The following is a 15,523-nucleotide window of genomic DNA, read 5'->3' as shown; positions in this document are numbered from 1 at the left end:
CTATACTGGTAAGCAGAAGCTTGTTGATACAGGCGGACGCGTTGACAGATTCAAGAAGCGTTTCAATATGGACAAGTAAGTCACAAGCCCCGTCATTGACGGGGCTTTTCGTCAATAAGGTTAATTTATTATGAACTATTTTACTATTTCTGCCAATTCAAAGGCTTCTTTCATAGAAAAGCGCTCCGAATTCATCGGTTATATCGCTCCCGTCAAAACCAACGACGAAGCGGTCGCTTTTATAAATTCTATCAAAGCCGAACACCGCAAGGCTAAGCATAATGTTTACGCTTATATACTCCGTGAAGATAATATTTCCCGATATTCCGACGACGGAGAGCCTCAGGGCACAGCAGGTGTCCCGGTGCTCGATGTTCTGAAAAAGCGCGGACTTACCGATGTATGCGTCGTCGTGACGCGATATTTCGGCGGCATACTCCTCGGCGGCGGCGGACTTGTAAGGGCTTACTCCCATGCAGCTTCCCTCGCCTGCGACGCTGCACATATAATGAATATGTGTATGTGTCATCGCCTGAAAATAACCGCTGACTACGGTATGTACGGCAAGATATCCTATCTCCTGCCCAATCATGAGACTATCACTGTAAATTCGGACTTTGGCAGCAATGTTACCCTTGAGATACTCGTCCTCTCCGAAAGGCTCGACGCACTCCGCAAGGAACTTGTCGAAGTCACCAACGGAGCTGTCGATATCACCGACTGCGGCGAACTTTATGAAGATTTTTCCTCGGTCAAAAAAATTTCCGAATAAAAAAAGGGTTTTTTGTATCGTTTTAGTATAAGTATATGTAAGGATTTTTACGCTATGTTTTGAAAATATCATTTTGCAAGGGGGAGATAATATGACAGTACGCGAACAAATCGAAATAAGTGAGGTAGGCATACTCAGCAAGTACGCCTGCACCAGTGTCGATGATGTCGGCACTAAACGTGAACGCTACGAGGACAAGTGCCCTTACCGCACCGAGTTCCAGCGCGACCGCGACCGCATACTCCACTGCAACTCCTTCCGCAGACTTAAACGTAAAACACAGGTATTCCTTTCCCCCGTCGGCGACCACTACAGGACACGCCTGACCCATACCCTTGAAGTCGCGCAGATAGCACGTACTATATCAAGAGGTATGCGACTTAACGAAGACCTTACCGAAGCAATCGCTCTCGGTCACGATCTTGGTCACTCTCCTTTTGGTCACTGCGGCGAAAAAACGCTCAATGAGATATGTCCCCACGGCTTCAAACACTATGAACAAAGTGTCCGCGTCGTGGAAGTTCTTGAAAAAAAGGGCGCAGGACTCAATCTTACCCATGCCGTGCGAAACGGCATTCTTTGTCACACAAACATGACAGCTGATACAAGAGAGGGCAATATCGTCCGCCTTGCTGACACTATCGCTTACATAAATCACGATATCGAGGACTCTATCCGCGCAGGAATATTAAGTCCGCGCGATCTGCCAAATGATTGTACAAGAGTTCTCGGCAAGACCAAAACTCAGAGAATCACCACCCTCATCGCCTCGGTCATAGAGCACGGTGCGGTGGATATCGACTTTGCTCCTGATATTCGCAAAGCTCACGATGATCTGAAGCAGTTCATGTTTGACAAGGTATACACCAATCCTGCCGCAAAACAGGAGGAATCAAAGGCTGAGCTTCTCGTAAAAAAGCTCTATTCCTACTTCATTGAGAACAGCAGCAGGCTGCCTGATGAGTACCGCAGCATCATGAAGCAGTCAGACCCCGACCGCGCAGTATGCGATTATATCTCAGGCATGAGCGACGAATACGCCGTTGACCTGTATACCGACCTATTCGTACCGAAATTCTGGAAGTGAGTGATTGTATGCCTCAGAACGATGAATTTCTCTACGCATTGCGAAACGCAAATCCAATCGAAACAGTCATGGGCGGCTATGTGAATCTCACAAGGCGCGGACGCAATTACGTTTGCTCATGTCCTTTCCATTCCGAAAGAACTCCCTCCTGCACCATTTTTACCGATACTCAGAACTTCTACTGTTTCGGATGCGGCGCAGGCGGAGATGTTATAACCTTCGTAATGAAGATCGAGAACCTTACTTTCCCCGAAGCCGTTAAGCTCCTTGCTCAGCGCTCGGGAATGGAAGTTCCGTCTTTCGGCAGCAAGGACGAGGGCTACGCAAAACGCAAGACCCGTATCTATGAGATGAACCGTATTGCCGCCAATTTCTACTATACCAACCTTATCAAAGGTAACGACAAAACCGGTCTGAAATACTTTGCAGACCGTAAACTCTCTCCGCAGACCATAAAAAAATACGGACTCGGCTATGCTTCCGATTCATGGAATCAGCTCACCGATCTGCTGCGCTCAAAGGGCTATTCAGACGACGAGATGACCGATGCGTGGCTGGCAGGACATAAAAACGGACGTACATTCGATATGTTCCGCAAAAGAGTTATGTTCCCTATCGTCGATCTCCGCGGAAATATTATCGGCTTCGGAGGAAGAGTTCTTGACGACTCTCAACCAAAATACCTCAATACGGGAAAAACTCCCGTATTTGACAAAGGCTCGAATCTGTTCTCCATGAACTTCGCAAAGAATTCAAATGCCAAGAGGCTTATTCTCTGCGAGGGATATATGGACGTTATCGCCGTAAATCAGGCAGGCTTCGACAACGTGATCGCCACTCTCGGAACTGCCATAACTCCCGATCAGGCGCGGCTAATAAGCCATTATGCCGAGGAGGTCATCGTAGCCTATGACAGCGACGGCGCAGGTCAGAAGGCTACACAAAAAGCTATCAATCACTTCGCCGACGTTGGCCTTCGCACCAAAATAATACATATGGAAGGTGCCAAAGACCCTGATGAATTCATAAAAAAATTCGGACGCGACCGCTTTCGTATGCTGCTCGACGGCTCAAACGACGCAAACGACTTCATGCTCGACAAATGTGAGGAAGGTCTTGACCTTTCTACGGATATCGGCCGTGTGGAGCTGCTAAAACGCACATCAAAGGTGCTCGCAGGAATAGAATCTCCATTGGAGCGAGAGGTTTACATCTCCCGCACGTCTAAGAAGTGTGACATACCCGTGCAGGTGCTCAAAACTCACATTGACAGCCTGCTCCGCAAGAACAGCCGCAGCGCCAAAAATAACGAATGGCGCAGCATCAAGGCTAAAACTACTTACATACGCGACGACATAAACCCCGACGCTGTTTCCAATAAAAAGGAGGCTCGTGCCGAGGAAACCATCATCAGCTACCTGCTCATGCGCCCTCAGGAGTTCGAGGACGTTGAGAAGCTCGCTCCGCCTGAGTGCTTTGTTACCGCTTTCCACAAAAAAGTATACACGGCACTGCTCGAAAGACTAAGGAATTCCGATAAATTCTCTATTTCTCAGCTTTCAGATGAATTTTCCACCGATGAAGTGGGAAGAATAAGCGGAATGGCTGCCAGAAACCGCGATATTGCCGTAACACGCGATGTTGTGGCAGACTGCGCAGAGGTGCTGAAGAACAACAGACCTGCTTCAAACGGAGAACTCAGCAACGACGAGCTGCTGGAGCTCTTCCGTTCAAAGAATAAATAGGAGGATTATTAAAATTATGGAAAAGAAAAACACCATTGAAGCTCTGATCGAACAGGGCAAAGCCAACGGCAAGCTCACTACCAAGGAGATAACCGATGCTCTGGAGGAGCTTGATTTCGATGTCGATCAGATCAATACCTTCTATGACAACTGCGAAAATCTCAATATCGAGATCGTTGAGGATATGAACCTCGATGCAGACCTCAGAATCGGTCTCGACTCAAATATGACAGACGATCTCGAAATGGCTCTCTCTACCGAGGGTATCGCCATTGACGACCCTGTTAAGATCTACCTCAAGGAGATCGGAAGAGTGCCGCTCCTTACTACAGAGGAAGAGATCGAGCTCGCACAGAGAATGGCTAAGGGAGATCCTTACGCTAAGAAGCGTCTCTCCGAAGCTAACCTCCGACTTGTCGTATCTATCGCAAAGAAGTACGTCGGCAGAGGTATGCAGTTCCTCGACCTTATCCAGGAAGGCAACCTCGGTCTTATCAAGGCTGTTGAAAAGTTTGATTACACTAAGGGATTCAAGTTCTCCACATACGCTACATGGTGGATCCGTCAGGCTATTACCCGTGCTATCGCCGACCAGGCAAGAACTATCCGTATCCCTGTTCATATGGTAGAAACAATAACAAAGGTAAAGAAAGTCTCCAGCCAGCTTCTCCATGAAAACGGCCACGACCCAAGCCCTGAGGAGATTGCAGACAAGCTCAGTATGCCTGTTGACAAGGTTCGTGAGATCATGCGTGTCGCTCAGGACCCTGTTTCCCTCGAAACTCCTATCGGTGAGGAGGAAGACAGCCACCTCGGTGACTTCATTCCCGATGACGACGCTCCTGCTCCTGCCGAAGCAGCTTCACATACACTCCTGAAGGAACAGCTCAACGAGGTTCTCTCCACCCTTACAGACCGTGAAGCAAAGGTACTCAAGCTCCGTTTCGGTCTTGAAGACGGAAAGTCACGTACCCTCGAAGAAGTAGGTCAGCGTTTTGACGTTACCCGTGAGCGTATCCGCCAGATCGAGGCAAAAGCTCTCAGAAAACTCCGTCACCCGAGCAGAAGCAAAAAGGTCAAGGATTTCCTTGACTGATACTGATACAGTTATTTCCCATGCCGCCATAAAAGGCGGCTTTTTTATTGACTTTTCAGCACGAATGTAGTATAATTAATATGTATAAAATGTACGTTATCACGGTCGCCTGCTGACCGTTCAAATGCAGGTACACACACGATGCGCAAGGCTTTTTTTGCGCTATCTATGCTGTAAACGGAGCGATCATGAGTATATTTGATTTTAGTCAGAATCCTCCCGCGCTAAGCCATGACTGGCAGGTCTTTCAGCAGTTTGTAGGCAATATAGGTTCGTTCACCTACATTGCAAAGGAAAAGGCTGCATACCTCGATCAGGTTGCCTGTCATCTGCTCGGCAGCCCGAGTGAAAGAATAAATGAATTTGAGTTCTTTAACCTCCTCGAAAAGATCTCCAAAAATCCCGTGGAGGGGCAGAAGCACATCTATAAATTTTCCGACGGAAGCGTTTCACGCTTCATAAAAATGAACATCTATGAGAGCAGCGATGAATGGCTCGGCTTTGTTCAGGACTTCACCCGTCAGATATCCGACTTCAACGACCGTCAGGCTTTCGTCGAGTACGACCCTGTTACAAGGCTCCCGTCTTACCCTTCATTCTCTCAGAAGATCAAAAAGATACTTCCCGATGTTCAGCAGGCTTGCCTTGCAACTATCTATATCAACGGCATCGACAAGCTGGGCTCATACCTCACAGTTGACAATACCAACAGCTGTATCACCTCTGTTGCAGAAGCTCTCAAAAGCTTTTCCAGCGATACCCTCATAATAGGTTCAAAGTCCAATTATGAGATATGCGTCTTCTTCCGCGACTGCGACAAGATGAACATATACAATATTCTCAACAGCATGGACGAGGCTGTACAGAACTGTGTCCTCACCGATGACTTCGGCGAGATCATTGATATTTCCGACAAGAGCCGCATCAGCCTTTCTATAGGCTGCGCTTCCTATCCCGAGGAAGCCTCGGACTTCAATATGCTGGTGAATTATTCTGAGTTCGCTCTCTTTGAGGTAAGATCGGATAAGAGAGCCGTTATCAACTGGTTCTCGGAGGAAAACTACGTCCGCGAAAAGGACTCTTACCGAAATGCACAGACCTTTTCACGTATCGTTCAGGAAAATCTCCTGACTTATTATCTCCAGCCTATCGTCGAAACCCAGACAGGTGAGATCGTCGCTTACGAGGCTCTTATGCGCACTACGGGAGACATAAAAATGACTCCAAAGCAGATCCTGAAGATCGGTGACGCTCAGAATAACCTCTATGCTATCGAAAAGCTCACCTTCTTCAATACAATGAAGCTCCTCAGCGACAATCAGCAGATATTCGAGAAACGCAAGCTGTTTATCAACTGTCTCCCGAATCATCTGCTCAGCGACGAAGACTTCAACGAACTGTACCTCACATACGGTGAACTGCTCGAAAAGACCGTTATCGAGATCGTCGAGGAATCAGCTGCTACCGCAAAGGGCATCGAAACGCTGAAAAAGCGCTGCGGTTTCGCTCACGCTATGCTGGCTATCGACGACTACGGCACGGGCTATTCCAACACCTCGAACCTGTTGAATTATTCCCCTGATTATATCAAGATAGACCGCTCACTCATAAGCGATATCCACAACGACCTCAAAAAACAGCAGCTCGTTACATCTGTTATCGAGTTCTGCCACGAAAATCAGCTCAAATCACTGGCTGAGGGCGTTGAAACTATTCAGGAGCTCAAAACTGTTATCCGTCTTGGCGTTGACCTCGTTCAGGGCTATTATACTTCAAAGCCCAAGCCACTGTTCCTCAACAGTATTTCCAATGATATCAAGGACGAGATTATCAAAACCAATCTTGAAACACGTCCTGACGGCGTAAAGAAGATATATACCGCTAATAACGATACAGAAATTGATATCCTAAAGCTCGCACTTGAAAAATATACCGATATCCACGTTTATCAGAGCCAGCTCACTATAGTCGGTGATCCCGACAAGCCTGTGAAGATGAATATATCCATCATGGACAACCACAGCTGCGAGCTGACACTGAAAAATGTCAATATCATCAGCGGCAACAGCAAGCCCACTATCTCAGTGGGTGAGTACGCTCGTCTTGTGCTCAACGTTGTCAAAAACAACAAGCTCAGCTACTCAGGCATCTATGTGCCAATGGGCTCTCAGTTCGAGCTCAACGGCAAGGGAAATCTTTCCATAGACTGCTATGCTTCCGAAGGTATCGGCATAGGCAACGACTATGACCACGGTTACGGAGATATCACTATCGACCTCTCGGGCAACCTTGAAATAGTCTCCAACAGCGTGGAATCCCTGTGTATCGGCGGCGGCTTTAACGATGATGATTCCGATATCATTCTCCGCTCGGGCAACATAAAGCTGTATATGTACTCCCATAACGGACTTGCGCTCGGAAGCTTCAACGGCGACGCAAATATAGACATCGGCGAAGACTGCTCGCTGGATATCAATATCTCAGGCATCAAGGTCACAGGTATCGGAAGCTGCAAGGGCATTGCAACTATAAGCTCGTCCGCTGATATAAATATGTCCTGCACAGGCGCTCAGGCTGTAGGTATTGGCGTTCTCGAAGACGGCGAAGGAAGTATCTACATAAAACAGGGTACTATCAATATGAAAATGCGTTCAGGAAAGCACTCCTGTATCGGTGCTATCAAGGGAAGCATGAATACTAAGATAAAAAATGCCGAGATCACTATCGACTCCGAAGGTGATGAGGTAACAGGCATCGGCGATGCCCTCGGCAACGGCAACGTCACTATCATTGATTCTCAGGTATCAATGGTCGTAAACGCCGGCAATCCTAAGGATATCGGCACAAGCAGCGGCGATATCCAGATACAGAACTCCAATGTAAGCTCACTTGTAAACAATAAGCGTATGACTTACGCAAGCAACTGACCCGCTCATGCGGCTTTAAATGATAATCCTTCCCCGCCTTTATCGGCGGGGATATATATGATACGAAAGGTAAGAATAAAATATGAAACTTGGTATGGTTGGTCTGCCTAATGTAGGCAAAAGCACTCTCTTCAACGCACTCACTAACGCAGGTGCAGAATCTGCAAACTATCCGTTCTGTACTATCGAAAAGAACGTCGGCATCGTTTCCGTTCCCGATGAGAGACTGGACAAGCTGGCTGAAATGTACGAGCCTGATAAGTTCACTCCTGCTACTCTCGAATTCGTTGACATCGCAGGTCTCGTTAAGGGGGCTTCAAAGGGCGAGGGCCTCGGCAACAAGTTCCTCGCTGATATCCGCGAAGTTGACGCTATCGTTCACGTTGTAAGATGCTTTGAAGACCCTAATATTATCCATGTTGACGGAAGCATAAATCCTCTCCGCGATATCGAAACTATCAATCTTGAACTCATTTTCTCAGATATCGAAATGGTAGAAAGACGTATCGACCGCGCTAAAAAGGCTGCTAAGGGCGATAAGAAGTACCTTGCAGAGGCTGAGTTCCTTGAAAGACTGAAGGCTCACCTCGAAAACGGCAAGTCCGCAAGAGCTTTCGACTTCACTGACGATGAAAAAGAGATCATCAAGTCAACTCCTCTCCTCTCTGCAAAGCCCGTCATATACGCAGCTAACCTCAGCGAGGAGGACTTCACAAACAATATCGAAACAAATGAAAACTATAAGGCAGTATGCGCTCTCGCAGCTGAGGAGCACTCCGCTGTTCTCCCTATCTGCGCACAGATAGAGGCTGAAATATCCGACATGGGAGACGAGGACAAGGCTATGTTCCTCAGCGAACTGGGTCTTGAGGTATCAGGTCTTAACCGTATCATCAAGGAAGGCTATTCCCTCCTCGGTCTTATTTCCTACCTTACCGCAGGCAAGCAGGAAGTCCGCGCATGGACTATCACTAAGGGCACTAAGGCTCCTCAGGCGGCAGGTAAGATACACACCGACTTCGAGAAGGGCTTTATCCGTGCTGAGGTCATCTCCTACGACGACCTTATGGCCTGCGGAAGCATGGCTGCCGCAAAGGAAAAGGGACTTGTACGCCTTGAGGGCAAGGAATACGTTATGCAGGACGGAGATATAGTTCTGTTCCGCTTTAATGTGTGATATGGAAGAACGTATTGAACGCATAAAAGCTATACAAGACAACTGGATGCAGTCCGAATTTTCTTCTCCGGCGACTGCTTCTCAGATAGAGACTTTTGAAAAAACTGCCAATGTAATTATCCCCGAGTCTTATAAAGACTTTCTGAAATTATCAAATGGTGCTGAGTTATTCGGTGGAGACTGCCAATTGTACAGCGTTAATGTAGATGACGAGTTCAGGATAAACTATGACTATTCAGACGGGAATGTTCCTGAGGAATTGCTTATCTTCGGCTTCTATAATTCAAAACATTTATGCTTTGACGCAAGATATGAGTCCTTTATCTTCTATGAGTATGAAGATTATGATAATATAAGCGAAGAATGTCTTATGTTTTCAGACTTCTACGAGGTATTGGATTATATTATTGATATTGTGGAAAACTGAATAATAATTTTTTCAACGGCGGATAATATCCGCCCATACTAACGTAACGCCGAGGACGGCGTTCCCTACATCAGGTAACTTGCGGACTGCCAAAGGCAGCCCCTACATAGTTCTTAGCTCTTAGTTCTAATAGCTAACAGCTAAGGGCTAAAGGCTAAAAAATTGGAGGTCTTTCAATGAGCTTTTCTCCTAAAGAGATACTGAAATTCGTTGAAGAGAATGACGTTAAATTTATAAGACTTACTTTCTGCGATATGTTCGGCAATCTCAAAAATGTGGCTATAATGCCCAACGAGCTGCCGAGAGCATTTGAATACGGCATACCCTTTGACGCTTCATGTATCGCCGAGGGCTGCTCGGATCTGCTCCTTGTGCCCGATATCTCCACTCTTTCCGTTCTCCCGTGGAGACCTAAGTCGGGACGTGTTGTCCGTTTCTTCTGCGCTCTTAAAAATATGGACGGAAGCGACTACGTAGGCGATATGCGCAGCGAGCTCACAAACTATATCAATAAGCTCCGCCTTGACGGATATTCCTGCGAAATGGGTACAAAATGCGAATTCTACCTCTTTGAACTTGACGAGCGCGGTGAGCCTACTAAGATCCCCCACGATAAGGGAGGCTACCTCGACGTTGCTCCTCTTGATAAATGTGAGAACGCAAGACGTGAGATATGCCTTTCCCTCGAAGAAATGGGAATGAATCCAAAGAGCTCTTGTCATAAGCACGGTCCCGCCCAGAACGAGATAGAGTTCCGCGAAAGTGAGCCTATTACTGCTGCTGATAACATGGTACACTACAAGACAGTTGTTAAGTCCATTGCTGCGCAGAACGGTCTTTTCGCTTCATTTATGCCGAAGCCGCTCCCACACGAGCACGGAAGCGCTCTCAGCATTTCTATAAGCCTTAAAAAAGGCGGAGACTATATCTTCAACACCGATGACAGCGGTATGTCCTCTGAGGGAAAATGCTTTATATCAGGCGTTCTCAGCAAAATGCGCGAGATAACCGCTTTCCTCAACTGCACTACCAATTCCTATAAGCGCTTCGGTATCGGTTACGCTCCTAAATACGTGAACTGGTCATCTGAAAACTGCGCTCAGCTCATAAGAGTTCCGAAACCTGTTGGTATCTCTCCGCGTATTGAAATACGCTCCGCAGATGCCTGCTGCAACCCGTATATAGTATTCAAGCTTATCCTCGCCGCAGGTATAGAAGGTATACAGGCAAAGGATTGTTCACTGTTTGAAAGCGCTATGCACAGCGGTTCTGACAGCTCTGTACTTCAGCCTCTGCCGTCTACACTCGAAGAAGCTGCTGCTATCGCTAAGGAAAGTGATTTCGTTAAAAATTCTCTTTCCGATGAGATACGCAATAACGTCTTTGAGCAGCTCGACGACCAGATCGCAGACTATTCAAAAGCAGGCGACAAGGATAAATTCGAGGAAGAATCATATTTCAAATTCGTGTGAGGTAATCAATGGAAAGAGCGATCATAGTCTCTGCAAACTGCGATGTCTCCGAGCTTTCGGAGCAACTGCTGCGCATTGAGGGCTGCGGAATAACCGCTGTCGCTTCAAGCTGCAGCGAAGCAAGAAGACTCGTGAAAAATGACACTGAACCCGAAGTGGTCATAATAAATACTCCACTGCCCGATGAATTCGGTCAGGAGCTTGCGGAAATGATCGCTGAGACTACTCCCGCAGGTATAATTCTTATCTGCGGCGGCGATATTGCCGACGATATCGCTGACAGGGTCTCAGACAGCGGTATCAATGTCCTCGCAAGACCCGTTACGAGGGAGGAGCTCCAGCGCACTATAAGACTTGTACTCGCTTCAAGAGTACGTATGGCAGGTGTAAAACGAGAAAGCTCTGACATCATGAGCCGCATCGAGGAGATGCGTACTATAAATCGCGCTAAGACTACTCTCATGAAATATCTTAAATTCACCGAACCCCAAGCTCACAAATATATCGAAAAACAGGCAATGAACAACCGCCAGACACGTCTTGAAGTGGCTGTTCGCATCCTTGCCCAGTACGAATAATATTATGAAGATCGAACATATCGCAATGTACGTCCACGACCTTGAAGCTGCAAGAGACTTCTTCATGAAGTACCTTGGAGCTGCTTCAAACAGCGGCTACCATAATAAAACTACCGATTTCCGATCTTTTTTTCTCAGCTTTGACGACGGTGCAAGACTTGAAATAATGACTCGTCCCGAGCTGGAAAGCTTCTCGAATAATATTGCAAGGACAGGCTTTATCCACGTCGCGTTCAGTCTCGGCAGCAAGGAAAAAGTGGACGAGCTTACTGCTCGGCTCAGGGCTGACGGGTACAAAGTCCTCAGCGGTCCGCGCACGACGGGTGACGGCTATTACGAGAGCTGCATCGTGGCAATTGAAGGAAATCAGATAGAACTTACTGTATAAAATTAAACCCTCGGTATAAGCACCAAGCTTATACCGAGGGGCTATTTTTTATCTCATCTTGCCGAAGATAAGGCGCATGAGCCAGTAGTTCGTTGAGCCGATGCCCTTTACTTCCTGCCAGATAAGGAAACTGAGAAAAAGTCCCGAACCTAATATCGCTATGATGCTTATAGCTATCGGTATCTTGATAAGGTACTTCTCGCGTATCTTAACCGAAAATATTATTGTAATTACTCCAAGCAGTATGCTCTCAGCTGAAAAGCCGAATAATCCCAGTGCAAGTGCTAATATAGATATGATTATAAGTGGTATATTGAATTTTCTCTCAGTCATTTTATCCACGCTCCCATATAATGTGTTTTTCTTTATCGTTTACGTCCCAGTAGAATACATTCTTGAATTCAGGGTGCTCCTCTGAATTGAAAAGCAGATACCTCGCCTTTTTGTTGTTGCAGTAGTTTACGTGTCCGAAGTCCGTTATCTTTCGCTTCATAAAAAATACAAGATAACTGCTCTTTTTCTCCTTGTCAAAATCATCTTCGCCGAAAACATTGGCGTTTTCATCAGCTACACCTGTGGATATTATATCAGCATCTGCCGGATCAAACAAGAGCCATGCATCTCCGTTGTCATCGACCTCTACAGAGATCGGATCATGATGTACGATCTCCTCATAATCAACGCTTACAAGCTTATCCGTCAGCAGCATTACGCTGCCTGCCACTATTACAAGCACCGTCACAAGCGCTATAACCCCCACCACAAGCTTCTCTATGCGAAGCCTTCTTTTTATACGTTTAAGTACATCTGCGTCCTTCTGAGGGCTTACAGTGACGTTTTTGCGAAGCTTTTCAAGCTCACCTTTACATTCAGGGCACTGCCTGATATGCTCCTCGACTTCTCTCCTGCTCTCGTCGCTGCAAACATCATCGGCATACAGCGGCAGCAGGTCTTTTATCATATTACATTTTTTGCTCATTTCTGTACCTCCAGTTCGTCTATTATTTTCAGCTTTGCACGGTGGAAGGTCACACGCGCCCAACTCTCTGTCTTACCGAATATATCACCTATCTGGCGGAAACTCAGCTCACCAAACACTCTCAGTGTGAAAACTTCCTTATACGGCTCCGTCAGAGTGTGGAGCACTTTGTGTATCTCCATTGACTGCTGAGTGTCTGCTATCATATCCTCGATAGGTGCGGAAGTGTCGGGAACAGTTTCGGGGATCTCTTCATTTGTTAGCCGCTTTCTCTTTTTGCTGTGTGTGAACAACAGATTCTTCGCTATCTGGCACAGCCATACCCTTATATCACAGTCTCCGCGGAAGCTGTCCACTGACTTCATTGCCTTGAAAAAAGTCTCCTGAGTTATGTCCTCGGCAAGCTGCTCGTCAGCCGACAGCGACCGTATATATAAGAATACATCGTGGAAATAGTTTTTGTAAAGCTCCTCGATCTGATCCATGATTCTCACCGCCTTCAACTATAAGACTATGCTACATAACTTTCGTTACAGAATTTCAAAAATTTTTTTCAGAAAATAAAAAAGCTGCGAAAAGATCACTCTGTTCGCAGCTTTCTGAATGTTATTCTATCAATTATTTATTTTCGGGAGCTTCGTCCTTATTCTCGAAATCCTCGATAGTAAGGTCATCGTAATCGAATTCAAGAAGCTCATCACAATTAGGACAATTAATAGAACCTTCCTCGATCATGCCCTCGTCAAGAAGGATCGTATCTCCGCAGCTTGGACAAGTGATCTCATAAAGCTCATCATCGTCTTCATCAAAATCGAAGTCGTCATCATCGTCCCAATCGTCATCATCGTCGTCGCACTCATCGCAATCGCCGTCGCACTCGTCACAGTCGTAGTCCTCATAGAAATCGTCCTCGACTGCACCGAGATCTTCATCAAGAATATCGCAAAGCTCTGTAAGCTCGTTGATCTGTGACTGAAGGTCTTCAACGTAAAGAACAAGCTCAGACATTACATCGGACATCTGGATAAGAGCCTTTCCCTCCTTAGTGGAAGTGTCGATCTCAAGACCGTCGATAAGACCCTTTAAATATGACATTTTCTCGGTAAGCTTCATAATAAGCTCCTCCTCTCAAATAATGTACTGTAAAACGGCAAAAGCTTATGCTCTTGACATATACTCGCCCGTTCTTGTATCAACCTGAATGATCTCGCCTTCGTCGATGAAGAGCGGAACCTTGATCTCTGCACCTGTCTCAAGTGTAGCAGGCTTTGTAGCGTTTGTAGCTGTATCGCCCTTGAAGCCGGGGTCAGTCTGTGTAACCTTGAGCTCTACAAAGTTAGGCGGCTCAACGCCGAATACGTTGCCCTTGTATGAAAGGATCTTACAGATCATCTCTTCCTTAACGAACTTGAAGTTGTCGCCAAGTGTAGATGCGCTGATCGGAACCTGCTCATATGTCTCAAGGTCCATGAAGTAGTAAAGCTCACCGTCGTTGTAGCTGTACTGCATATCCTTTCTCTCAACAAATGCTGTTGGGAACTTTGCAGTTGGGTTGAATGAAGTTTCAACAACTGAACCTGTGATTACGTTCTTGTATTTAGTTCTTACAAAAGCAGCGCCCTTACCAGGCTTAACGTGCTGGAATTCAATGACCTGAACAACCTGTCCGTCAAGTTCAAAGGTAACGCCGTTTCTGAAATCTCCTGCTGAAATCATTTAATATACCTCCGTGATTTTCAAATTATACGATACTTTATTTTATCACATTTTCGTATTTTTTGCAATACCTTATGCGAATTATTATAAAGATATGAGATTTTTTGCTGTTTTTGTCAAGTTTTCACAGCCGTTTTCAGTCAAAATGACAAAATCCTCAATACGGACTCCGAATTTTCCTGCGATATATATTCCCGGCTCGACCGTTACAACAGCTCCCACACTGAGAGGAAGCTTATAATTAGGCGAAGCATTCGGCTTTTCGTGTATCTCCATGCCAACACCATGACCGAGAGAGTGACCGAAACAGCTTCCATAGCCGTTCTGCTCGATGATATCACGGGATATCTTATCGAGCTCGCAGCCGAGCACTCCTGCCTTAGCAGCTTCGATAGCCCTGTTCTGAGCTGTAAGGACTATATCGTACACCTTACGCATCTCGTCTGTAGGTTCTCCGACACATATTGTCCTCGTCATGTCGCTGTGATAGCCGTTATAGACTGCGCCGAAATCCATGAGTACGAACTCGCCGTTTTCCACCTTCTTATCGGAAGGAACTCCGTGCGGCATAGACGTATTGGCTCCCGAAAGGACAATGGTATCGAAGGAAAGGTCCTCTGCACCATATGCGAACATGAGCCTGTTGAGTTCAAGAGCGATCTCGCGCTCTGTAACACCCACCTTTATAAAGCCCATAAGCTCGTCAAGCGCCTTTTCAGCTATCCTCTGAGCCTTCTTTATGCACTCTATCTCCTCTGCGTCCTTGACCATTCTCAGGTCGGATATAGCATTGCTGAGTGCATCATTTGTTACAAATGTTATGTCCTTGAAAAAATGCTCATATGCATTGAGCTCCTTGACGGTCATCGTCTCGGACTCAATGGCAACAGTCTTTGCACCGTGTCTGCTGAAAAGCTCGTTTATCTGGGGATAGAGCTTTTTCATCTCGATAACTTCCGCATCTTTTACTGTAGCTCTTGCCTTTTCAATATAGCGGAAATCAATGAGCAGATACGCCTTTTCGCGAAAAGCGACTATCACTCCCGCAGACGACTTCATACCTGTGAAGTACCTGCGGTTTATATCCGAGGTTATGAGCGCACAGTCAGCTGCGTCAAAATGCTCAAAAAGTTTTTTAAATCTTGTCATTGCGCACCTC

The 15,523-nt window shown here is 46.4% G+C and carries 17 protein-coding genes; 11 read left to right on the top strand and 6 right to left on the bottom strand.

The features are described 5' to 3' along the window. The 11 genes from K6G33_RS11840 to K6G33_RS11790 form a co-directional block, all read left to right on the top strand. Positions 1 to 79 (top strand): 50S ribosomal protein L31 (locus tag K6G33_RS11840; RefSeq protein ID WP_296692503.1); only part of this gene is annotated, 79 nt, incomplete at its 5' end. Between the two features lie 51 nt (positions 80 to 130). Next, entirely contained in the window at positions 131 to 772 is a 642-nt protein-coding gene (locus K6G33_RS11835; RefSeq protein WP_296779709.1) for a YigZ family protein, read from the top strand. Between the two features lie 91 nt (positions 773 to 863). Next, positions 864 to 1,859 carry a deoxyguanosinetriphosphate triphosphohydrolase gene (locus tag K6G33_RS11830; RefSeq protein WP_296779706.1) on the top strand — a complete coding sequence of 332 codons (996 nt, stop codon included), beginning with the start codon at positions 864 to 866 and terminating at the stop codon, positions 1,857 to 1,859. An 8-nt stretch (positions 1,860 to 1,867) separates the two neighbouring features. Further along, positions 1,868 to 3,604, top strand: coding sequence for a DNA primase (gene dnaG / locus K6G33_RS11825; protein WP_296779704.1), 1,737 nt, complete (start codon positions 1,868 to 1,870; stop codon positions 3,602 to 3,604). Between the two features lie 16 nt (positions 3,605 to 3,620). Then, on the top strand, positions 3,621 to 4,700 hold the full coding sequence (rpoD, locus tag K6G33_RS11820) for an RNA polymerase sigma factor RpoD (RefSeq protein WP_296779702.1): 1,080 nt from the start codon (positions 3,621 to 3,623) through the stop codon (positions 4,698 to 4,700). Between the two features lie 188 nt (positions 4,701 to 4,888). Further along, a complete protein-coding gene (locus K6G33_RS11815) occupies positions 4,889 to 7,627 on the top strand; it encodes a GGDEF domain-containing phosphodiesterase (protein WP_296779701.1) in 2,739 nt (912 codons plus the stop codon). 82 nt (positions 7,628 to 7,709) lie between these two features. Next, complete coding sequence (gene ychF, locus K6G33_RS11810; RefSeq protein ID WP_296779700.1) at positions 7,710 to 8,804, top strand: redox-regulated ATPase YchF; 1,095 nt, start codon at positions 7,710 to 7,712, stop codon at positions 8,802 to 8,804. A 1-nt stretch (position 8,805) separates the two neighbouring features. Further along, positions 8,806 to 9,231, top strand: coding sequence for an SMI1/KNR4 family protein (locus K6G33_RS11805; protein ID WP_296779698.1), 426 nt, complete (start codon positions 8,806 to 8,808; stop codon positions 9,229 to 9,231). A 176-nt stretch (positions 9,232 to 9,407) separates the two neighbouring features. Next, on the top strand, positions 9,408 to 10,703 hold the full coding sequence (locus tag K6G33_RS11800) for a glutamine synthetase family protein (protein ID WP_296779697.1): 1,296 nt from the start codon (positions 9,408 to 9,410) through the stop codon (positions 10,701 to 10,703). A gap of 8 nt (positions 10,704 to 10,711) precedes the next feature. Next, complete coding sequence (locus K6G33_RS11795; protein ID WP_296779695.1) at positions 10,712 to 11,281, top strand: ANTAR domain-containing response regulator; 570 nt, start codon at positions 10,712 to 10,714, stop codon at positions 11,279 to 11,281. 4 nt (positions 11,282 to 11,285) lie between these two features. Beyond that, on the top strand, positions 11,286 to 11,669 hold the full coding sequence (locus tag K6G33_RS11790) for a VOC family protein (protein ID WP_296779693.1): 384 nt from the start codon (positions 11,286 to 11,288) through the stop codon (positions 11,667 to 11,669). Positions 11,670 to 11,717: 48 nt separating this feature from the next. Here the strand turns inward: K6G33_RS11790 and K6G33_RS11785 are convergent, their stop codons facing one another. From K6G33_RS11785 to K6G33_RS11760, 6 genes are all read right to left on the bottom strand, one after another. Next, positions 11,718 to 12,002: a hypothetical protein gene (locus K6G33_RS11785; RefSeq protein ID WP_296779691.1), complete on the bottom strand. Its 285-nt coding sequence runs from the start codon at positions 12,000 to 12,002 to the stop codon at positions 11,718 to 11,720. Position 12,003: 1 nt separating this feature from the next. Beyond that, positions 12,004 to 12,648 (bottom strand): anti-sigma factor, encoded by a 645-nt coding sequence (locus tag K6G33_RS11780; protein WP_296779689.1) that lies wholly within the window; start codon positions 12,646 to 12,648, stop codon positions 12,004 to 12,006. After that, a complete protein-coding gene (locus K6G33_RS11775; RefSeq protein ID WP_296779687.1) occupies positions 12,645 to 13,133 on the bottom strand; it encodes a sigma-70 family RNA polymerase sigma factor in 489 nt (162 codons plus the stop codon). Before K6G33_RS11775 ends, K6G33_RS11780 begins: the two co-directional genes overlap by 4 nt. A gap of 133 nt (positions 13,134 to 13,266) precedes the next feature. Then, positions 13,267 to 13,761 carry a CD1247 N-terminal domain-containing protein gene (locus K6G33_RS11770; RefSeq protein WP_296779684.1) on the bottom strand — a complete coding sequence of 165 codons (495 nt, stop codon included), beginning with the start codon at positions 13,759 to 13,761 and terminating at the stop codon, positions 13,267 to 13,269. 45 nt (positions 13,762 to 13,806) lie between these two features. After that, a complete protein-coding gene (efp, locus tag K6G33_RS11765; RefSeq protein WP_072952370.1) occupies positions 13,807 to 14,364 on the bottom strand; it encodes an elongation factor P in 558 nt (185 codons plus the stop codon). 84 nt (positions 14,365 to 14,448) lie between these two features. Further along, the gene (locus K6G33_RS11760) at positions 14,449 to 15,513 is read right to left on the bottom strand and encodes a Xaa-Pro peptidase family protein (RefSeq protein WP_296779683.1); all 1,065 of its coding nucleotides are present in this window, start codon (positions 15,511 to 15,513) and stop codon (positions 14,449 to 14,451) included. Positions 15,514 to 15,523: the final 10 nt, after the last annotated feature.

This window comes from Ruminococcus sp. (assembly GCF_024691275.1).
GTDB lineage: Bacteria > Bacillota > Clostridia > Oscillospirales > Ruminococcaceae > Ruminococcus.
This window is presented reverse-complemented; position numbering and strand designations above follow the sequence as displayed.